At 66.8% G+C, this 21,135-nt stretch carries 17 protein-coding genes; 9 read left to right on the top strand and 8 right to left on the bottom strand.

The genetic code is table 11. The features are described 5' to 3' along the window. Positions 1 to 45: 45 nt before the first annotated feature. Complete coding sequence (locus Poly30_RS18600; RefSeq protein ID WP_145200617.1) at positions 46 to 273, bottom strand: hypothetical protein; 228 nt, start codon at positions 271 to 273, stop codon at positions 46 to 48. 98 nt (positions 274 to 371) lie between these two features. Continuing rightward, entirely contained in the window at positions 372 to 497 is a 126-nt protein-coding gene (locus tag Poly30_RS28695; protein WP_419190367.1) for a hypothetical protein, read from the bottom strand. Between the two features lie 124 nt (positions 498 to 621). Here Poly30_RS28695 and Poly30_RS18595 point away from each other — a divergent pair, with 124 nt between their 5' ends. After that, positions 622 to 1,818 (top strand): SGNH/GDSL hydrolase family protein, encoded by a 1,197-nt coding sequence (locus tag Poly30_RS18595; protein ID WP_145200614.1) that lies wholly within the window; start codon positions 622 to 624, stop codon positions 1,816 to 1,818. Next, positions 1,811 to 2,779 (top strand): diacylglycerol/lipid kinase family protein, encoded by a 969-nt coding sequence (locus Poly30_RS18590; RefSeq protein ID WP_419190366.1) that lies wholly within the window; start codon positions 1,811 to 1,813, stop codon positions 2,777 to 2,779. The genes Poly30_RS18595 and Poly30_RS18590 overlap by 8 nt, the downstream gene beginning before the upstream one ends. Before the next feature lie 230 nt (positions 2,780 to 3,009). Here the strand turns inward: Poly30_RS18590 and Poly30_RS18585 are convergent, their stop codons facing one another. From Poly30_RS18585 to Poly30_RS18560, 6 genes are all read right to left on the bottom strand, one after another. After that, positions 3,010 to 4,020: an ABC transporter ATP-binding protein gene (locus tag Poly30_RS18585; protein WP_419190365.1), complete on the bottom strand. Its 1,011-nt coding sequence runs from the start codon at positions 4,018 to 4,020 to the stop codon at positions 3,010 to 3,012. Next, entirely contained in the window at positions 4,017 to 5,090 is a 1,074-nt protein-coding gene (locus Poly30_RS18580) for an ABC transporter ATP-binding protein (RefSeq protein WP_145200608.1), read from the bottom strand. The genes Poly30_RS18585 and Poly30_RS18580 overlap by 4 nt, the downstream gene beginning before the upstream one ends. Then, positions 5,090 to 6,934 carry an ABC transporter permease gene (locus Poly30_RS18575; protein ID WP_145200605.1) on the bottom strand — a complete coding sequence of 615 codons (1,845 nt, stop codon included), beginning with the start codon at positions 6,932 to 6,934 and terminating at the stop codon, positions 5,090 to 5,092. The genes Poly30_RS18580 and Poly30_RS18575 overlap by 1 nt, the downstream gene beginning before the upstream one ends. Beyond that, positions 6,934 to 7,965 (bottom strand): ABC transporter permease, encoded by a 1,032-nt coding sequence (locus Poly30_RS18570; RefSeq protein WP_145200602.1) that lies wholly within the window; start codon positions 7,963 to 7,965, stop codon positions 6,934 to 6,936. The genes Poly30_RS18575 and Poly30_RS18570 overlap by 1 nt, the downstream gene beginning before the upstream one ends. 2 nt (positions 7,966 to 7,967) lie before the next feature. Further along, positions 7,968 to 9,767 (bottom strand): peptide ABC transporter substrate-binding protein, encoded by a 1,800-nt coding sequence (locus Poly30_RS18565; protein ID WP_145200599.1) that lies wholly within the window; start codon positions 9,765 to 9,767, stop codon positions 7,968 to 7,970. An 86-nt stretch (positions 9,768 to 9,853) separates the two neighbouring features. Further along, positions 9,854 to 10,747 (bottom strand): endonuclease/exonuclease/phosphatase family protein, encoded by an 894-nt coding sequence (locus tag Poly30_RS18560; RefSeq protein ID WP_419191376.1) that lies wholly within the window; start codon positions 10,745 to 10,747, stop codon positions 9,854 to 9,856. Between the two features lie 398 nt (positions 10,748 to 11,145). Here Poly30_RS18560 and Poly30_RS18555 point away from each other — a divergent pair, with 398 nt between their 5' ends. From Poly30_RS18555 to Poly30_RS18525, 7 genes are all read left to right on the top strand, one after another. Further along, a complete protein-coding gene (locus Poly30_RS18555; RefSeq protein ID WP_145200593.1) occupies positions 11,146 to 13,170 on the top strand; it encodes an ABC transporter substrate-binding protein in 2,025 nt (674 codons plus the stop codon). Continuing rightward, entirely contained in the window at positions 13,113 to 14,795 is a 1,683-nt protein-coding gene (locus Poly30_RS18550; protein WP_419190364.1) for an ABC transporter permease, read from the top strand. Before Poly30_RS18555 ends, Poly30_RS18550 begins: the two co-directional genes overlap by 58 nt. Beyond that, a complete protein-coding gene (locus tag Poly30_RS18545; protein ID WP_145200587.1) occupies positions 14,795 to 16,669 on the top strand; it encodes an ABC transporter permease in 1,875 nt (624 codons plus the stop codon). Before Poly30_RS18550 ends, Poly30_RS18545 begins: the two co-directional genes overlap by 1 nt. 4 nt (positions 16,670 to 16,673) lie before the next feature. Next, positions 16,674 to 17,729, top strand: coding sequence for an ABC transporter ATP-binding protein (locus Poly30_RS18540; RefSeq protein WP_145200584.1), 1,056 nt, complete (start codon positions 16,674 to 16,676; stop codon positions 17,727 to 17,729). Then, positions 17,729 to 18,805 carry an ABC transporter ATP-binding protein gene (locus Poly30_RS18535; RefSeq protein ID WP_145200581.1) on the top strand — a complete coding sequence of 359 codons (1,077 nt, stop codon included), beginning with the start codon at positions 17,729 to 17,731 and terminating at the stop codon, positions 18,803 to 18,805. The genes Poly30_RS18540 and Poly30_RS18535 overlap by 1 nt, the downstream gene beginning before the upstream one ends. Before the next feature lie 45 nt (positions 18,806 to 18,850). Then, positions 18,851 to 20,320 (top strand): ATP-binding protein, encoded by a 1,470-nt coding sequence (locus Poly30_RS18530; RefSeq protein ID WP_145200578.1) that lies wholly within the window; start codon positions 18,851 to 18,853, stop codon positions 20,318 to 20,320. Between the two features lie 193 nt (positions 20,321 to 20,513). Next, positions 20,514 to 21,083 carry a response regulator transcription factor gene (locus Poly30_RS18525; protein WP_145200575.1) on the top strand — a complete coding sequence of 190 codons (570 nt, stop codon included), beginning with the start codon at positions 20,514 to 20,516 and terminating at the stop codon, positions 21,081 to 21,083. Positions 21,084 to 21,135 lie beyond the last annotated feature (52 nt).

Below are 21,135 nucleotides of genomic sequence, written 5' to 3'. Positions count from 1 at the left end.
ACCGACGGATGAGTGGCACGCGGCGTGCGCGGAACCCTCACGGAGTCAGGGCATCCAGCGCGCGTGGGCCCACAGGGCAGCCAGCACGCCTGCGCAGGCCAGGTAGTTCATCAGCGCGCCCGGCACGAACATCGGGCAGGCCATCAGCGCCAGGCCGGCCAGGATCTGCGGGAACTCCGATTCGTTCTTGCCGTAGCGGAAGAGCACGAAGCCCACTCCGCTCACGACCATCCCCGCGAAGAGCGTGGCCGGTGACATATCGAAGCTTCCCATGGGGGACTCATCGAGGATCGCGGCGGCCGGGCCGTGCTCCAACCGGCGGAAATAAGGTGGCCCGCTCCATTCGGGAACGGGCCCGATGCGGGCGCGGATCAGAGGTTGTACTCGTGGTTTCCGAGGGGATCGGAGTCACCGAGGACGATCAGTGCCACGACGGCGGCGACGAAGAGCAGGATCGGGATCACGATCCAGGCCCAGTTCTCCTTGAGGAAGTTCATGGGGGCATCGGTGGGGCAGAGAGGGGCGGGTCGCAGGCTGGACCATCCAGCGGAGAGGGGACGTCCAGCGGGCCCCCCATGGTAGGGAGTCAGGGTCCTCTGGTGGCATTCGAGGCCTCCAGACTTGACGCACGCGGTCCCGTTCCGGAGCCTGCGTGGACCTGAATCCCACGCTCTCCGCCTCGGGGGGCTCGCCCTTCTCTCGCCCCGACAGGTTTTGGCTTCCCACGGCAACGAATCTCTTCTGAGGCGTCTCGCCAAGAAGCTCTCCATCTCCGCGGTGGCGCTGCTGCTGGCTGCCGTCGGCCTCGAGCTCGTCCTGCGTGCGATGGAGCCAGGCCCCTTCAGCCTCTTCGACCGCTACCCCTACGTCGAGTCGAAGCCGGATCTTCACGTCCGGCACAAGCCCGGTTTCGTGGGACGCTGGGACGCCACCTGGTACGAGATCGACGAGCGCGGGTTTCGCGGAGAGGCGCAGCCGATGACCTTCGGTCCGGACGAACTTCGCGTCGTCTGCCTGGGCGATTCCTGTACGTTCGGCAAGGGCGTTCTGGACTCGGATACGTGGCCACGCCAGCTGGAGGCGCGGCTCGACGCGACGCTCGATGGGGGCGGGGACGCGGTCGTCTTCAATCTCGGCCTGAACGGTGCGCACCCGCGCGTCTATCGTCAGTTCCTCGAGGAACACGTGGAGGAGCTGAAGCCGAACCTGATCCTGATCGGCTACAACATCAACGACTTCCCGAACACCATCCGCGCCGTCGACGAGAAGGTCTTCAACGAGCGGACGCTCCGCACGCTGATTCCCCAGAGCGTCCGCGATGGCTTCGGCCGGCTCGCGATGTATCGGAAGGCGCGCGCGGTCTACTACGACACGCAGAAGGCGAGGGACTGGAAGGCCTCGGAGAAGGTCGCCTCCGAAGCAGCATCGGAATCCGACGACGGCCTGGCCGAGGGGGTCAGCAGCGAGGTCTGGGACCTCCAGCGCCAGTACCTGTCCGACATCCGCGAGATGGCGAAGGCTTCCGAGGCCGAGGTGTTCGTCTTTCTCTTCCCCTACGAGAGCCAGGTCTTCCTCGATACCTACGATCGCACGCCCATCGTGACGCTCTCCAAGGTATGCGAGGATCTCGGCATGTCCTTCTTCGACCTGACGGACCGCTTCCGAAGCGCTGCACGCCAGGAGACGCCGCCTCGGCAGCTGTTCCTGTCCGGCGACCGATATCATCCGAACGCCGAGGGCTACGGAATCGTGGCCGATGTGATTCTCGAGGAGCTGATCGCCCACGATGCCGTCGGCCATGCGGACCGCGATGACTGATCGATCGACCGGCGCGGTTCGCTACACCGTCGTCTACAACCCGATCGCGGGCAGTGGCCGCTCGGTGGGGGTAGCCGCCTCGGTCGGAGCGATGCTGGAGGCGCGCGGGCACTCGGTCGAGCTGCGGGCCTCGGAGCGTGCCGGGCACATCGCCGAGCTGAGCGCCAGTTCGGGCGCGGATCGGTTCCTGGTTCTGGGCGGCGATGGATCGCTCCGTGAGGCGGCGGCGGGCTTGCTCGCGCGCAGCAGCGGGCCCCAGCCCGAGCTCGGCATCCTGCCCTTCGGAACGGGCAACGTGGTGGCACGTGAACTCGGGCTGCCGCTCGATCCAGTGCGCGCGGCCGAGGTCATGGAGGCGTCGTTCGCGGTGGCCTTCGACGTGGGCTGGGCGACGGCCGATGGCCGCGAGCCGGAGGTCTTCCTCGCGATGCTGGGCATCGGTTACGACGCGGCCGTGGCCGCGCGGATCGGGCGCTCGCGCGCGACGCGCTTCGGGGGAGCTCTGTACAAGCGGAGCGCGGCTTCGCTCTATGCCCTCGCAGGCGTGCGTGAACTCTTGGCGCTTTCACCGCCGCGGTTCCGGGTGACACTGGACGGTTCCTCGGCGGGTGAGCGCGCGGTCGCGGCCGTGCTCTCGAACACCGAAACCTACGGCAAGGGCATGTCGATGTCACCCGGCGCCAGCGCTGCAGATGGACTCTTCGACCTGCACCTCCGGTCATCCGCATCGCCCCTGGTGGAAGCCGTGGCTTTGACCTCGGCGCAGCTCCGCTGGCGTGGGCCGACATGGGCTTGCCAGCGGAGCCAGGGACGTGCGGTCGTGTTCACGTCCGTTCTGGCCGAGAGGCCGTTTGCGTGGCAGCTCGATGGGGATCCCATGGGCCTGGCCCGTGAGATCACCGTGACGCTACAGCCCGCCGCGCTCAGGCTGATCGGGGCGCTGGCATGCGCTGCGAAGTGATGGTAAAAATTGGATAGAAACGGTGGGGCCCGTTCTCTTGTCGGCAGACGCACGGGAGTCACCCAAAAAAGCGGCACCCTGGGTTGTGGGACCCAGGGTGCCAGAAGCAATCCTCTATCGCGATCAGGGCCTGCCGACCTTCTCGCGACGCATGAAATAGGCCGCGTCTCTCCGGAGGTAACCGTGTCCGTCTGAGTTTCTTTCGAAATTACGGCGGGGCACGTGGCGGCTCAGATGGAGGCTGCGGCCGTTGCGGTCGCCGTCAGATGGCAGGCGCTTCGGGTATCGAGCTGCGGCTCCACCGTGGAGCAGAGATCGCCCGCGACCTTGTGACGCTCGATGCACCGCGGATGGAATCGGCAGCCCGACGGCGGGTCCAGCGGTGACGGCACATCGCCTTCCAGCACGATGCGCTCCCGGGTCCGCTCGACCCTTGGATCAGGATGGGGCACCGCGGACATCAGAGCCTTCGTATAGGGGTGCTGCGGGTTCCCGAAGAGCTCGTCGCGCTCGGCGATCTCGACCACTTTTCCGAGGTACATCACCGCGACGCGATCGCAGATGTGGCGGACGACCGCAAGGTCGTGGGCGATGAAGAGATAGGAGAGCCCGAAGCGCTCCTGGAGTTCCTCGAGTAGGTTCACGACCTGGGCCTGGATCGAGACGTCGAGGGCGCTCACAGGTTCGTCGCAGATGATGAGATCGGGCTCCAGGGAAAGCGCGCGCGCGACGCCGATGCGCTGGCGCTGGCCGCCGGAGAACTCGTGGGGGAAGCGGTGGATGTGACGCGGGTTGAGGCCCACGGCGTCGAGGAGCTGCATCGCTCGCAGCTTCCGCTCGCGCGGCTTCGCCAGCCGGTGGATCTTCAGGGGCTCCGCGAGGATCGACGCGACGGTCTGCCGCGGATCGAGGGACGCGTAGGGGTCCTGGAAGATCATCTGGATGCGCCGCCGGAAAGGCGCGCGCTCCGAGCGCGTGAGGTGGCTGATCTCCTGGCCCTCGAACTTCACGGAGCCGCTCGTCGGCGGGTAGAGGCCGATGATCGCGCGAGCCGTCGTGGACTTGCCGCAGCCGGACTCGCCGACGAGGCCGAGGGTCTCGCCGCGCTCCAGGCTGAAGGAGACGCCGTCGACGGCGTGCAGCCAGCGGGCGGGCTTCCCGAGGAGTCCCTTGGTGCCGATGGGGAAGTGCTTGTGGAGGTCCGTGACCTCCAGCATCGGGGTGCTCATGCGAGGGCTCATGCGGGGGTTCCTTCGTTGGGATCTCCGTCGGGATTTCCGTCGAGTCCATTCAGCCGGCCGCGGGTATCGGCGATCAGCGTCGGACCCAGGCGCGCGTGCTCGAAGCAGGCGGACCTGCGTTCGCTCTGGACGGTAGGAAGCTCGAAGAGGGTGGGGATATCCTCGGTGCAGCGCGCGACCTGGAAGCCGCAGCGTGGCGCGAAAGAGCAGCCGGGCGGCAGCGCCGCGAGGTCCGGCGGCGCACCCGGGATCGAGTCCAGCTCGGCGTCGGGGTCGCCCGTGAGGCGTGGGACGCTGCCGAGCAGGCCTTTCGTGTACGGATGCCGCGGCTCTTCGAAGAGCGGGCCGGCTTCGGCCGTTTCCACGAGCTTGCCCGCGTACATGACGTTCACTCGATCGCTCATGCCGGCGACGACGCCAAGGTCGTGGGTCACGAGAACGATGGCGGTGCCGTGGCTCTCCTGGAGCCGCCTCATGAGCTCCAGGATCTGCGCCTGGATCGTCACGTCGAGGGCTGTCGTGGGCTCGTCGGCGAGCAGGATCTTGGGCTTGCAGAGCAGGCCCATGGCGATCATCACGCGCTGGCGCATGCCCCCCGAAAGCTCGTGCGGGTACTGGTCCAGGCGCTTCTGGGGCTCCGGGATGCCGACGTCGTCGAGCCCTTCGGCGGAGAGCCGGCGCGCCTCGCGGCGGCCGAGCTTCTTGTGAACCTCCAGCACTTCCGTGAGCTGCCGCCCGATCGTGAGCAGCGGGTTCAGCGAGGTCATGGGGTCCTGGAAGATCATCGAGATCTCGTTGCCGCGGAGCCTGCGGAGCTCGCGGTCCGAGAGCGTGAGGAGGTCGCGACCCTGGTAGGTGAGGCGATCCGCCTCGATCACGCCCGGGGGCTGTGGAACGAGTCCCATCAGCGCGAGGTTCGTGACGGACTTGCCGGAGCCGGATTCGCCGACGAGGCCGAGGGTCTCGCCCTCGTGGAGATGGAACGAGACGCCGTCGACGGCGCGGACGATGCCGTGGTGGGTTTCGAAGCGAACGCGGAGGTTCTGGACGTCGAGGATCGGGGTGGCCATCAGGACTTGCCTCGGAGCTTGGGGTCGAGGGCGTCGCGGAGGCCGTCGCCCAGGACGTTGAGCGCCAGAAGCGTCGTGCCCATGGCGAGGGACGGGAAAACGACGAGCCACCAGTAGATCTTGAGGGGGTTGATGGCGGACGTACCGTCGACGGCGAGGAGGCCCCAGGAGACCTTCGGCGGCTCGATGCCGAGGCCGAGGAAGGAGAGGAACGCTTCGAACAGCATCACCGCGGGGATGGTGAGCGTCAGGTAGACGATCACGATCGAGAGCACGTTGGGGACGATGTGGGCGAGCAGGATCCTGGTCGTCGAGGCGCCGATGACGCGGGCGGCTTCCACGAACTCGGTGTTCTTCAGCGAGAGCACCTGGCCGCGCACGACGCGAGCCATGGTGAGCCAGTAGATCGCGCCAATGACGAGGAAGAAGATCTTCTCGCGGTCGATGCCGAAGTTGTCCTCGAGCTCGGTCCGGTACTCGTTCACGACGGTGATCAGGAAGATCACGACGAAGATGAACGGGATCGAGTAGAGGACGTCGACGATGCGCATCATCAGGTTGTCGATGCGTCCGCCCATGAGGCCGCTGAACGCGCCGTAGAGGACGCCGATCAGGAGCGAGCAGAGCGACGCGATCAGGCCGACGATGATGGAGGTGCGGCTGCCCCAGACGATGCGAGACATGAGGTCGCGGCCCTGGCTGTCCGTGCCCATCCAGTTGCCCGTTTGCCACAGGCCGAAGACGTGCACGCGTGCGTGGAGGAGCAGGTCGTCGAACCTGCCGACGAGGCCCTTGAAGGGCCAGTAGCCGCTCTCGTGGCGGGCCTCCAGGAAGCGGGCGCCAGGGACGGGGTCCGCTTCGAACGAGCGGGCGAGCTGGCGGCCGATGTCGTCGTGCTCGATGCCTTCGAAGAGGCGGGCGTCCACGATCTGCGCGTCCTGTGGGTTGGACTCGACGATAGGCTTCGAGCCCGCGAGGAGCTGGCCGTTGACGCGCACGGTGACGACAGGGCCACTGATGGCGCGATCGAGCTGATAGCGGACGATCCAGGAGCCGATGCCGGGGACCGGGTCCTGTCGAGCGAGGAACAGCTCGACCTTGCGTGTGCGCTGATCGATGGACCAGGTCGAGATCTGTGCGGGGTCGAAGGGCGTGCCGTCGGGGGCCTTCAGCTCCAGTGAATGGACGACGCGCCAGTCGGGTTCGACCTCCAGCGGAGGCTCGCCGGGGATCGGGGAGGCCTCGGGGATCGCTGCATCGTAGCGCCAGGCGGTGACGTTGCCCCGGATGTCCGTCTCGCCGGGGATCACGTCGGGCGTGTCGGTGCGCAGGAGCGGCACGGAGACGTACGCGACCTTCGACAGACCGTCTTCCGAAACCGCCTCGGCCCCACGAAGCTCGATGGCCGACTTGCGTCCGGCCACCTCTTCGATTCGTGCTCGTGCGGACTCTGCTGCGGCTTCGTCTCTCACGGCGACGCTGAGCATCGTCCGGTGGCGCCAGCCGTCGTTCCAGAGGTTGGCGGTCCACGCCGTCATGCCGGTGCCAGCGGCGGGCGGCTTCGGAAGGGACTCGGGCTCTTCCCACATCCACTGCGGCGGTGCCGCTTCGTCGCGCAGGGAGAGCGCGATGGGGGACGGAAGCGGAAGGAAAGGCGCGATGAGCGAGATCCCGCCGAAGGCGGCCAGGAACACGAGGGCCAGGAACGCGGTACGGTTGCGGCGCAGGCGGCGCCAGGCGTCCGACCAGAGGCTCTCGCCCTTGAAATTCTTGGCCTCCTTGCTGAGTCGCTTGAGGTCCTCGGGGGAGAGAGCCCAGCGTGAATCACCTTGGGGAATGGCCACTACTCGTCCTCCAGGGAGATGCGCGGGTCGAGCAGCGTGTACGCCATGTCGACGAGCGTGTTGAGCGTATAGACGAGCACCGTGAAGAGAATCGTGACGCCCATCGCGAGCGTGTAGTCGCGGTTGGTGGCGGCGTTGATGAAGTGCGATCCCGTGCCCGGGATGAAGAAGATCTTCTCGATGACGAGGCTGCCCGTGAGGATGCCGGCGGTGGCGGGGCCGAGGTAGGAGACCACGGGGAGCAGGCCGCCCTTGAGCGCGTGGCGCAGCACGACGGTGCGGGGGCTGAGACCCTTGGCGTGCGCGGTGCGGATGTAGTCGGCGCTGAGGGTCTCGAGCATGCCGGTGCGCGTCAGGCGCGCGATGTAGGCGGCGAAGACGAGGCCCAGGCAGAAACCGGGGAGCAGCATGTGCTGGATCGTGCCCCAGCCGGCGACCGGCAGGAGCGGGATCATGAACACGAAGAGGATGATCAGGAAGCTCGCGATGACGAAGTTCGGGAGCGCGATCCCGGCGGTGGCGGCGAGGCGCAGCGAGAGGTCGATGCCGGAGCCCGGGCGGAGGGCGGACGCAATGCCGGCGCTGATGCCCAGCGCGAGCGCAAACATCATGGATAGGGTGCCGAGCAGCATCGAGATCGGGAGGCTCTCGGCGAGGATCTCGTTCACGGTGAAGTCCTTGTAGCGGAAGGACGGGCCGAAGTCGCCGGCGAACACGCCGCCGAAGGCCTTGACCTCCTGGCCCGCGGGGTTGCTCGAGCGCCAGGGCTGAAGGTCACCGTCCGAGTCCTCGGCGAAGAGCGCGCGGTTGTCGTCGAGGTTGAACGGGCCGACGTAGTGCAGGTACTGGCGCCAGAGCGGCCAGTCGAGGTGGTAGCGCGCCTTGATGTTGGCCTCGATGACGGGGTCGAGCTTGCGCTCGCCGTCGAAGGGGCCGCCCTTGACGGAATGCATCAGGAAGAACGAGACCGTCATCACGGTCATGATCGTGATGCCGAACCAGAGGAAGCGGCGCAGGAGGAAGCGGAGCATGGCTAGCGGGCCTCCTGGGGTTCTTCAGGACGCTGGCCGTTACGCGCCTTGGGGTGGGACGGCGGATAGAGCCCTTCGCTCGGGCCCCAGGCCTTCACCTCTTCGTGTCGGCCGTCGTCGGGGTAGGCCGCGCGCTTGGCGCTGAGCTCCTCGTCGTCCATCCAGTACCAGTACTTGGGGAAGTGCTCGTCCTTGACGTTCGGGTAGTAGCCGCCGAGACGAGGTGAGTAGGTCGTCTGCGTCACGTAGAAGTAGATCGGCATGATGGCCATGGCGTCCATGAGGAGTGCCTCGGCCTCGGCCATGATCGACATGCGCTTCGCCGGGTCGAGTTCGCTGTTGCCCATACGGACGAGCCGGTCGTACTCGGGATCGCCCCAGCCGGTCTTGTTGTTCTCGCCGCCGGTCATGAAGAGATCGATGTACGTGTTGGGGTCGGCGTAGTCGCCGATCCAGGCGGAGCGCGAGACGTCGTAGCCGAGACTCGACTGGGTGTCGAGGTAGACCTTCCACTCCTGGTTGAGGAGCTTGACGTTGACCCCGAGGTTCTTGGCCCACGCGTCGGCGATGACGATCGCGATATCGCGGTGGGAGTCGGCGGTGTTGTAGTGGACTTCGATGGTGGGGAACTGCTTGCCCCCGGGGCCGTAGCCGGCTTCGACGATGAGTTCGCGTGCGCGGGCGAGGTCGGCCTCGTAGGAGCTGCCGTGGGCCATCTCCGCGCCGGTGTAGCCCGCCATGCCAGGAGGGACGAGGGAGTAGGCGGGGACCTGGCCGGCTTTCGTGACGCTCTCGGTGATAGCCTGGCGCGGAATGGCGAGGCTGAGGGCCTGGCGCACGAGCTTGTTGTCGAGCGGTGGCTTCGTGACGTTCACGCGATAGAAGTAGGAGCCGAGGTAGGGGATCGGCAGGAAGTCCTCGCGGGGCATGAGCTCCTGGATGACGTTCGCGGGCGGGACGTCGATCCACTGGGCCGCGCCCGTCAGGTACATGTTGAGGGAGGTCGTGTAGGACTCGACGGCGAGGGCGTCGACGGTCTCGAAGGCGACGTTGTCGGCGTCCCAGTACATCGGGTTCTTCTTGAAGCGAACTCGGTCGTTGACGCGCCGGAACTCCACGACGTACGGGCCGTTGCAGATGATGTTCTCGGGCTTCAGCCACTCGCGGCTCCACGAGTTCGGGTACTTCTCCTTCGCGTCCTCGATGTTCTTCCGGGAGACCGGGAACATCGGGTAGAAGGCCATGAGTTCCAGGAAGAAGGGCGTCGGCGAGTTGAGGTGGAACTGGAGCGTGTAGTCGTCGAGCTTCTTGATGCCGACGGTGTCGAAGCTGTGCTTCGGCGCGCCGTCCTCGACCTCGGTGGTGAAGGCTTCCGCGCCTTCGATGTACCAGGCCATGTAGGCGTACTCGGCCGCGGTGCGGGGGTCTAGGAAGCGCTCGAACGACCACATGAAGTCGTCGGCCGTGATCAGATCTCCGTTGGACCAGCGCGCGTTCTTGCGAAGGTGAAACGTGTACGTCAGCCCGTCGTCGGAGACCTCCCAGGACTCGGCGCAGCCTGGCTGGGGTTCGAGTGTCTTGGGATGGGCGACCAGGAGGCCCTCGAACACCATGCGAATCGCGCGGCCTTCAGGGACGCCCGTGACGGTCGCGGGGTCGAGGGTCTGAATCTCGGTGCCGTTGTTGAAGACGAAATCGGCGGGAGCGAGACGAGCGCCGCGCGTGGCGTAAACGGCGGCCGCCAGGATCCCGAGCAATAGCAGCACCGGAAGGACCTGGCGGAGGAAACGTTGTGGGGCCATGAAGCAGTGGGGGTGCCCCCGAGAGTGGGGGAGTCGAAACTGGCGGAGGCCAGAGTGATGGCCCCGGAGTGTAGTGGATCCGCTGCCTACTGCGGCAGCCGCACGAGGGCGGAGACGGGGAAGTGGTCGGAGGGGTAGCGAGCGTTGTCGTTCCCCAGGACGTCCCCGATGGACCCGTCGAGGGTCGCAAACTCCAGAAGCTGTGCGCCGGTCCCGTCGAATCGTTCGAACACGTAGTCGATACGTCGATCCAGAGGATCTCGCCCGAACCCGTTCCACGTCGCTGCGGGCCCGTCCACGACCACTCCTTCTTGTAGCCGCGCATCGGCGAGCCCACCTTCCGTAAGGACGCGGTACACCTCGTTCGTCTCGGTGACGTTGAAGTCGCCGATGAGCAGGAGCGGATCGCCGGCTGCGAGATCCCCGATCCGGTCGAGCAAGAGCCGAGCACTCATCACGCGGGCTTCCTGGCCCTTGTGGTCGAGATGGACATTGACGACGACGAAACGTGCTCCGCCCTCCCGCTCGCGCAGCCGAGCCCAGGTCGCGACGCGAGGGCAAGCAGCATCCCAGCCCATGCTTCCTGGAACCTCTGGAGTTTCGCTGAGCCAGAACGTGTCGCTCGCCAGGCACTCCAGCCTCCCGTCCCGGTAGTAGATGGAGCAGGCTTCTCCTCCGCCGTCGTCTTCACGCCCTGACCCGACCCGCTGCCATCCGCTCAGCGCCGCGTCGATCTCCGCGAGCATGCCGGGCAGGGCCTCCTGAACCCCCACGACATCGAATTCCCGCATCACCCCAACCGCCGCGTCCTTCCGCAGGGGCCAGGCATCGAGTCCATCCTTCACGGTGTTCATCCGCAGGTTGAAGCTCGCAACCCGAACCCCGCTCGCCTCCAAATCCCCGAAGACCACGCCGTGCCCGCAGCCACCGGCTACCGCCAATCCCAAGGAAATCGCAAACCATCCACCCCACCGTCCCATCCAATTCATGCTCCCACCCTACCCCCGCAACCACCGCACCCACCAGCGACAAATCACCACACATAGCGACACAAACGGACCAGGTCCGTCCATTCCGGTACAAACGGACCAGGTCCGTCCATTCCGATACGGACGGACCAGGTCCGTCCGTATCGGAATGGACGGACCTGGTCCGTTTGTACCGGAATGGACGGACCTGGTCCGTTTGTGTCGCTATGTGTGGTGATTTGTCGCTGGTGGGTAAGGGTTGGATGGCTCCTGATCTTGGGGGCGCGGTTTCCTAGGATGGGGCCCACGGGTGGCGAGAGCCGTTCGTAGCTCCGTTGCTCTGCCTGGTCCGGGTCGGTCCTGGGTTGGCCGCAGGGCTGTCTTTTCCCTCCTCTCTGCACCGAAGCCCCATGACGAGCTTGCTCCTTCGTCCCCTGCCAGTCGCCCTCGCTCTCCTCCTCTCCTCGGCGGGACTGGCTCTCGCCGGCGGAAATGGGGTGACGGAAGCCAGTTCGGGTCCGGTGACGGCGGTGCAGGACGAGACGCCGCTCTTCGGTGGACGCGTCATCGTGCACATTCCTTCGATGCCGGAGAACATGTGCTACCCAATCGAGAATTCGGGGGTCACTCGGCGCATGCAGTACGAGTGCCACGAGACGCTCCTCCTGAAGGACTGGAATACCACCCTCTGGGTCCCGAGCGTGGCCAGGGCCTGGCACATCGAGGACATGGTCGTCTTGAAGGACGATGCGCCCGAAGTGCCCGGCGAGGTCGAGGTTCGGGTGTATCGGTCCCAGGAGGATCGGGAGCTGGTGCCGCGTCGAGCCGTCTATGGCAAGGCGAACGAGGCGGGGACGGAGGTCTCGCCCGGTTCGCCGATGTCGGATCTCCCGGAGGAGGTCTCGATCCCCGCGAGCAGCATCGATCGCGTCGAGCGCGGCTGTGTGTTCACCTTCAAACTCCGCGATGACGTCAAGTGGCAGGAGTCCCGGGTCTACGAGGGTGAGGATCTCGCCAAGACCAGGGGCCAGATGGTGGACGCCGAAGACGTCCGCTTCAGCTGGGACATCTACAACAACCCCGCCGTCAAGTGCGATGAGAAGCGCTTCAACTTCGAGGCGATTCCGGGCTGCAAGGTCCTCGACAAGCACACCATCCGCTTCTTCGGCGCGAGCCAGAGCGCCTTCGCGCTCGACGCCCTCGCCGATTCGATGACGCTGATGGCGTCCCATATCTACAACCTGTCGGACCCCGACTGCCCGGACTACAGCGCTTCCGCCACGATGGCCGCGCAGGCCGAGCACATCAACGTCAACGACCACAACAAACTCTGGGTCGGCGTCGGCCCCTACCAGGTCACGACGCACGACCAGCAGTACGTGGAAGCCCAGCGCTTCGTCGACGAGGCGGGCAAGCCCGCGTACTTCGACGCCGCCAACCGCCCTGGCTACGTCGACACCATCCGCTGGCGCTACATCCCTGACGACCAGGCGGCCATGGTCGCCATCGAGAACGAAGAACTCGACTTCTTCGCGCGCGTCAAGCCCGAGGACTACTTCGGCCCGCGGACCAACAGCGACGAGTTCAAGAAGAACTTCAACAAGGGCTACTTCTACCTCGGTCAGTACGGGTTCGTCTGCTGGAACATGCACGACCCGAAGCTGAGCGACATCGTCGTCCGCAAGGCGATCGCTCACTCTTTCGATTCCCAGGGCTACCTCGCCAACCAGTACAAGGGCCTCGGACGCCAGATCACGGGCCCTGTGCCGTTCGATTCCGATGGCTACCCGAAGGACGCCCCCGCGCTGGCCTACGACCCCGACCTCGCCCTCGAGATGCTCGAAGACGCGGGCTGGTACGACCACGACGGCAACGGCATCGCCGACAAGGACGGCGTCGAGCTGGAGATCGAGTTCCTGTACCCCTCGGGCAACGACGCCTCGAAGATCCTCGGCCGCACCCTCCAGGACTCGGTGAAGCCGCTCGGGATCAAGATCAACCTCGCGTCGCTCGAGTGGGCGACCTTCCTCCAGCGTATGAAGCAGCGCGAGTTCGACTCCGTCAACCTCGCCTGGATTCCGCCGCTCGAATCCGATCCCGAGCAGCTCTGGCACTCCAAGCTCGGCAAGGCAGATGCGCTGAACACGTCCAACAACGCAGGCGTCGTCGATCCCGAGGTCGACCGCCTGATCGTCGCGATCCAGCGGGAAGTGGACCGTGACAAGCGCATGGAGCTGTGGAAGACGTTCCACCAGTACATCTACAACGAGGTCCAGCCCTACCTCTTTGGCTACAACGTGCCGATCAAGTTCGCCGCTTCGAAGCGGATCCACGGCATCGAGCACTCACCGATCGACCCGGGCTACATGATCCGCGAGTGGTACTTCACCGATCCATCGGTTCCAGGGACGCGCCCCGCGCTCACGAAGATGTAGGCTTGCCCCGCCCGGGCAGCCAGCGCCCCGCGCGCTGCCCGGCCACCTCCCTTCCTCGCTCGACCCTCCCCCCAGTCGCGTCGCCTGTGATCGCATTCATCCTGCGAAGGCTCCTGCTGATGATCCCGACGACGATCGGGGTCGCGCTGGTGATCTTCAGCCTCTATCACATCGCCCCGGGCGACCCCGCCCTCATCGCGATCGGCAGCCAGGCCGACGCCACGGCCGGCGGCGGCGGAGACGGCGACAGCCGGATCGACCAGTTCAGGCGAGAACACGGGCTGGACCGAGCCTTCTTCGTCCAGTTCTTCGACTACATCGGCCCCTTCAACCTGAGCCCCGACGGCCACCCCTGGTTCACGTCGCCGAGGACCGAGCGCAAGATCGAAGACGTCGAGGTCGAAGGACGTGACACCCCGGTGCGCCAGGGTCTTCCCGCCGAGATCGAGCCGCTCTATTCCACGACGGATGCGGAGCGCGAGACCCTCACGACCCTCGTCGCCAACGTCACGAGCAGCGACGAGACCACCGATCCCGGTCGCGCCGACGCGGCCATGGCGGACCTCGTCGCCTACGCCGGTCAGTCCGCGGACAACCGGGATGAGGCCGTCGCCGCGATGATGCAGGGCCTTTTCTCCCTGAAGCTCGGCGGCAGCACCGACGAACCCGGCATCGTGCGCCTCGACGCCACCCTCGAGAAGGTCACGGGCGTCGACATCCAGGCTTCCCTGGAGTACTTCGACGCCGCCCTCTTCGAGAAGGACGGCGTGCGTCACCTGCTGAAGAGCTGGTTCGCCTGGTACTACCGCGACGGCGGCGGTTACCGCGTCCGCAACCGGGGCGAGCAGCGTTTCGGCGGCCTCCTCACCGGCGAGCTCGGACTGGAGATGCAGTCCAAGGCGTCCGTGGGAGACGAACTCAAGAAGCGCCTCAAGGTGACGGTCCCGCTCTCGCTCGTCTCCGTGATCCTCAGCTATCTCATCGCCCTGCCCCTCGGGATCATCTCGGTCAGGCGCCAGGGCACGCGCGTCGACGGCGCCCTCACCGTCGGCCTCTTCGTTCTCTACTCGATCCCCATGTTCTGGGCGGGCCTGATGCTGATCCTCGCCTTCGGCAAGGGAGGCCTCACCGCCGACGGCCTCCTTCCGATCCTCGGCTTGCACGACAAGGATGCCGCGTCCTTCGGGCCGATTCGCTACGCATGGGACGTGGTGCTCCACAGCATCCTCCCGATCGCCACCCTGACCTACGGCAGCCTCGCCTACCTCTCGCGCCAGATGCGCGCCGGCATGCTCGAGGTGATCCGCCAGGACTACATCCGAACGGCGAGGGCCAAGGGCCTCTCCGACGACCGCGTGGTCTACAAGCACGCGCTCCGCAACTCCATGATTCCGGTCCTGACGCTCCTCGCCTCGATCCTCCCGATCCTGATCGGCGGCTCCGTCATCGTGGAGCTGATCTTCGACATCCCAGGCATGGGGCAGTACGCCTACCAGGGTCTGCTGCGCCGCGACTTCAACATCGTCATGGCCACGACGCTCTTCGTCGGCGTCATGACGCAGTTCGGCATCCTCTTCTCGGACATCGCCTACTCCCTCGTCGATCCTCGGATCAGGTTGAACTGATGGCCTCGGATCAGGTTGAACTGATGGCGGCAGGCGATCCGCAAGGCGCGGCTTCTTCGGGCGGGGGCGTCGCTCCGGAAGGAGCGGAGTTCGCCGCTGAGTATTCGAAGGACTACTGGGACCTCGTCTTCGAGCAGCTCGGCAAGCGAACGCTCTTCAAGCTGAGCATGGCGTTCCTGACGCTGCTCTACGGCATCGCGGTCTTTGCGCCCGTGATCGCCAACGACAAGCCCTACGTCATCGAGTCCGTCGATCTCAACGGCTACGGTCGCGCGCTGCGTCTACTGCGCACCACCGCCAGCGGCGCCGCCCAGCTGAGCGCCCTGTCGGATGCCGACTACGCGAACACGCGCGGGAAGGTGGACAGCGCTCCGCCCACGCGCGTCGCCGCTGCCGAGGTCGAACTCGAGGCCGCGCGCGACCGACTCGCGGTGCTCCAGCTGGCGCTCTCCGACGAGGACCGCGCCAAGATCGAGCCGTACCGGACCGCCTTCGAATCCGGTATCGAAGCGCTGAAGTCCGGCGACGACGCGCTCGCCGGCGAGCGCCTGGACGAGGCGAAGGACCTCGGGAAGGACCTGCGCAAGAGCCTCGAGGCGCTGGACCCCGCGAAGCCCGACGGCGGGGGAGTGGCCCTCGTCGGAAGGAAGGCCTTCCCGCTGGCCCAGTCCATGGCTCCATGGGAAGCCGCGCTCATGACGCTCTGGATCCTCGTGGCCTCCTGGCCCGTCTGGAACTGGATCGTGAACCGGCTCTTCCTTCGCGGCAACCGCGACCGCATCCGCGCTGCGCGCAAGTTCAAGCTGCTCGGCTGCCTGGCGATCGTCGCCGCTTCGTCCGTGGTCTGGTTCGCTCGTTTCGGAAACGTCGCCGAGTTCGACGCCGTCGACTACAAGGCCGAGCTCACCTCCGGGAACCGCGTCCTGGTGCAGGACGGTAAGACGATCGCCGACCTCATCGCGGACCCGGAGACGGCCACCGGGAGCGTCTCCTGGGCGCCGATCAACTTCGGCTTCGCCGAGCTCCATGAGCCCGAGAAGTATCGCCCGCCGACCTGGACCGCGAAGGCTGAGATCGACCCCGAAACCGGCGAGCGCGTGTTCTACAAGGCCATGAAGGCCGAGAGCGAAGCGGCGCCAATCGCTGCCCGTCCCGTGGAGATCCGCGTCGGCGAGCCCGAACTCAACTCGCCCATGAGACGCCCTCTCGGCACCGACGAAAGCGGCCGTGACGTGCTCAGCCGGATGATCTGGGGCGGCCGCGTCAGCCTCTCCGTCGGCATCCTTTCCGCGGCGCTCCTCACGATCATCGGCGTCGTCATCGGTTCCATCGCCGGCTTCTTCGGTGGCTGGGTCGACGTCGGCATCATGCGGACCATCGAGGTGCTGCAGTCGATCCCCGCCTTCTTCCTGATCCTGCTCGCCCTGGCGTTCACGGATCCCGAGACGCTGAACCCGATGTTCGCGATCGTCATCGTGATCGCGATCGTGCGCTGGACCGGCGTCGCTCGCCTCGTCCGCGGCGAGTTCCTGAGGCTGCGTGAGCAGGAGTTCGTGGTCGCCGCGCGCGCCCTCGGCTTCAGCTCCGCGCGGACGATCTTCCGTCACGTTCTGCCGAACGCGATGTCACCGGTCCTCGTGGCCGCCGCGTTCTCCGTCGCGGCCGGCATCCTCACCGAGTCGGCCGTGTCCTTCCTGGGCTTCGGTATCCAGGAGCCGCAGGCGTCCTGGGGTTCGATCGTCAACGAATCGCGCAGCGCCGATCACTGGTGGATCCAGCTCTTCCCTGGCCTCGCGATCTTCATGACGGTCACCTGCTACAACCTCGTCGGCGACGCGATCCGCGATGCCATGGACCCCAAGATGAAGGTCTGAATCGATGTCGGATCCCAGCACCCAGAACGGCCCCCGGCCAGGCGGCTCCGGCCGTCCGGAGGGCGAGCCCATCCTCGCCATCGAGGGCCTCAAGACCTACTTCCACACCGACGAGGGCATCGCGCGCGCCGTCGACGGCGTCACGTACTCCATCCAGCCGGGCGAGACGCTCGGCGTGGTGGGGGAGTCAGGCTCCGGCAAGAGCGTGACCGCGCTCTCGATCCTCCAGCTCCTCCCGATGCCCCCGGGCAAGTTCGAGGGCGGACGCATTCTCTTCCGCGGCGAGAACCTCCTGGAGGTCTCGGAGAAGCGCATGCGCGAGATCCGCGGCAATGACATCGCGATGATCTTCCAGGAGCCGATGACCGCGCTGAACCCCGTGTTCACCGTGGGCAATCAGATCGGCGAGACCGTCATGCTGCACCAGGGGCTCAGCAAGGAAGCGGCCCGCGAGCGCTCCATCGACATGCTTCGCCGCGTCGGTATTCCCTCGCCCGAGGCGCGCGTCGACGAGTATCCGCACCAGCTCTCCGGCGGCATGCGCCAGCGCGTGATGATCGCGATGGCCATGGCCTGCGGTCCCGCGCTGCTCATCGCCGACGAGCCGACGACCGCCCTCGACGTGACCATCCAGGCGCAGATCCTCGACCTCATCAAGGAGCTACAGGACGAGGAGGGGATGAGCGTGCTGCTGATCACCCACGACCTCGGCGTGGTCGCCGAAACCGCGCACCACGTGGCCGTGATGTACGCGGGCCGCGTCGTCGAGTACGCGTCGGCGGAGGAGCTTTTCGAGCGCCCGCGCCATCCCTATACCATCGGTCTGCTGCGTTCGCTCCCGGACCTCGCCACCTCGGGCGAGCGCCTCGTGACCATCCCGGGCATCGTCCCGAGCGCCACGCGCTTCCCGAGCGGCTGCCGCTTCCGCACGCGCTGCTCGCTCGCGAGCGAGATCTGCGCCGCGGAGGTGCCGCCGCTGGAGCGCGTGCAGGGGCCGGACGGCCAGGCCACCGAGCACACCGTCGCCTGTCATCATCTCGAAGCGGCGGAGGCCCTCTGATGTCCACGCCAGAAGTGAACGACAAGGCGAGCTCCGAAGTCGCGACCGCGACCGCGCCGCTCCTCGAGGTCCAGGGCCTCAAGAAGTACTTCCCGATTCGACGCGGCATCCTCCAGCGTCACACCGGCGACGTGAAGGCCGTCGATGGGCTCGACTTCACCGTGAGGCGCGGCGAGACGCTGTCGCTGGTGGGGGAGTCCGGCTGCGGAAAGACCACGGCGGGTCGCTCGCTCCTGCGATTGCTCGAGCCGACTGCAGGGCGTGCGCTCTATCGTCCGGAGCCAGGGACGGAGGTCGACTGGTTCGCGCTTCCGAAGTCCGAGCTCCGGCCCTACCGACGCGATCTACAAATCATCTTCCAGGACCCCTACGCGAGCCTGAACCCGCGTATCACCGTCGGCAACTCCGTCGGTGAAGCGCTGAAGGTTCACGGGGTCGCCAGCAGCGCCAAGGATCGCGCCGACCGCGTCGCCGAGCTACTCCGGAAGGTCGGCCTCCGCCCCGACGTCGCGAATCGCTTCCCGCACGAGTTCTCGGGCGGCCAGCGCCAGCGGGTCGGCATCGCGCGCGCGCTCGCGCTGAACCCGAAGCTCATCGTCTGCGACGAGGCCGTCAGCGCCCTCGACGTCTCGATCCAGGCTCAGGTCATCAACCTCCTGAAGGACCTCCAGGCGGAGTTCGGCCTCAGCTACCTCTTCATCGCCCACGATCTCTCGGTCGTGCGCTACATCTCCGACCGCGTGGCCGTCATGTACCTGGGCCGCATCGTGGAGATGGGCCCGGTGGACGAGGTCTTCGATCGGCCCCAGCATCCCTACACCCAGGCCCTCCTGTCCGCGATCCCGCGCGCGAATCCGAAGGAGCGGCGTGAGCGAATCCCCCTCACCGGCGACGTCCCTTCGCCGATCCATCCGCCCAGCGGCTGCCACTTTCACACGCGCTGCCACATCGCCGAGAAAGGTCTTTGCAACGTGCAGTATCCGGAGATGAGGAAGGTGCATCCGAACGGCCAGTACGCCGCCTGTCACTTCGCGAAGCCCTTCGGCAGTCCGGCGGCACTCGGCGGGAGATCTTGACCGGGGGATCCTGACCGGCGGACCTCTCTTTTCCCCATTCAACCGATGCACCCCGCTTCTTCGCCGCCCAGGAATCCCGGCGCCCCCAAGAGTTCCGGGCCGCGGCGCGGGTCGTTGCCCCAGGCCCTGGGCCTGTTCGGCCGGTCTCTGATCGAGGGGCCCACTCCGCTGCACTCCACCAGGCCGCGGAGTTCGATCAACCTCCAGTGGCTCATCCACCTGCGCTGGGCGGCGATCGGCGGCCAGCTCATCACGGTTTTCGTGGTGCGCTACCTGCTCGGGGTCGAGATCCCGCTCGGACTGCTCCTCGGCGTCATCGCCGTGGAGTTCGGGACCAACGCCGTCCTGCTGAGCGTCTTCGGGAAGCTCGTCGCGAGCGCGCCGGCTCCGAACGAGTCGAGCGGGCTCGATCGTCTCCAGGCGACCCAGCTGGCCGTGACCGTGCTGGACACCCTGTTCCTCGGCGTGCTCCTCGGGATGACCGGCGGGACCTCGAATCCGTTCTGTGCCTTCCTCGTCATCTATGTTGCGCTGGCGGCCGTGCTCCTGCCCATCCGCCACGCGATCGCGGCCGCGGTGATGGTCGCGCTGGTGCTCGTCACGTTGATGAACGTGTCGACGCACATTCCGGTTCTGGACCGCGGCACCGTGCTGCGCGGATGGGGGACGGTCGTCGCGATCGGCCTGACGTCGCTTCTCAGCGTGTACTTCGTTTCCCGCGTGACGACCGCGCTGGTCCGGCGCTCGGAGCAGCTGGAGACCGAGCGGGAGCGACGGGAGCGGCGCCGCCACCTCGAGGCGCTCGGGACGCTCGCCGCGGGGGCCGCGCACGAACTCGGCACGCCCCTTTCGACGATCGCCATCGTCGCGAAGGAACTCGGGCTTCGTCTGGAGCGCAGCGGCGCCAGCGCCGAGGAGCTGGAGGACGCTCAGCTGATTCGGGAAGAGGTGGCGCGCTGCCGCCGGATCCTCGACCGGATGTCGACGGACTCGGGTGGAGGGATCGGGGAGGAGCTCGTGCCCACGCGTCCTTCGGAGCTCGCGGACCTCATCGTCGACGAGATGGCGGCCCGGGATCGAGTCGTCGTGGAAGTGGAGGACCTGGCCACCGCCGAGGGGGGCGAGGGAGCGGAGCGGGCACCCTTCGAGCTGCCTCGGGTCGGGCTGGCGACCTCGGTGCGGGCGATCGTCCAGAACGCCATCGACGCCTCTCCGGAAGCCAGCCCGGTTCGCCTGGTGATCCGGCGCGCGAGCCAGAGCCTCCGCATTCTGGTCACCGATCAGGGGGGCGGTATGTCTGCGGACGACATCGAGCGGGCGACCGAGCCCTTCTTCACCACGAAGGACGTGGGCGGGGGAATGGGGCTCGGGCTGTACCTGGCCAGCAGCTTCATCGAGAACCTGGGCGGCGCCCTGGAGATTCGATCGGTGCTGGGCGAGGGCACCACCGTCCGGATGGAGATTCCCATGGCGCCGACGGGGCGCGGTGTCCTGGAGCCGCGCGCCTCAGTTTGAGACACTGTCGCGAGTCAGCCCCGCCGAGGGGGGCCCATGGCGCTGAGAACAATTCACGGTCCAGCGGATCCCCGGAGGCCCATGCGGCGAACTACATGGGACAAGGAGGCACAACTCAATGACGAACACCCATTCCGATTCGCCGTTTTCGACGACCCTTACTCGCCCAGAGCCGGCAACCGCCCACCGTCCCATGCCCAATCTCGAAACCCGCTCGATGCTACTCGTGGATGACGACGAGACCTTCCGGGAGCGCCTCGCCCGCGCGCTCCGGGACCGTGGTTTCGACGTCCGTACGGCTTCCAACGTGGATGAGGGCGTCCAGCTCGCCGAGCAGGACTCGCCCGAGTACGCCGTGATCGACCTGCGGATGCCTGGCAAGGGCGGGATGGATCTCCTGCGCGAGCTGAAGCGCATCGATGCCGGCACCCGGACGGTCATCCTGACGGGCTATGGGTCGATCGCCACGGCGGTCGAAGCCGTTCGCCTCGGTGCCATCAACTTCATTCCCAAGCCCGCCGACGCCGACGACGTCGTGGCGGCCTTCGAGAAGTACGAGCGCGGTGACCCCATGGAGGGGCCGGCCGTGACCTCCACGTACCGCGCGCCGACGCTGGCGCGCATGGAATGGGAGCACATCCAGCGAGTTCTCTCGGATTGCGGAGGGAATATTTCCGAGTCGGCGCGACGCCTTGGCATTCACCGCCGCTCTCTTCAGCGGAAGCTGCAGCGCCATGCGCCGCAGGAGCGCGGACGGGCGTAGGACGCTGAACGCGCGCACGCCCCTTCGGGTGCGTGCCTCGACGCGCGCGAAT

The sequence above is a fragment of the Saltatorellus ferox genome, from assembly GCA_007751475.1.
GTDB lineage: Bacteria > Planctomycetota > UBA1135 > UBA1135.
The sequence above is the reverse complement of the archived record's forward strand: the minus strand, read 5'-3'. Positions and strand labels throughout refer to the sequence as shown.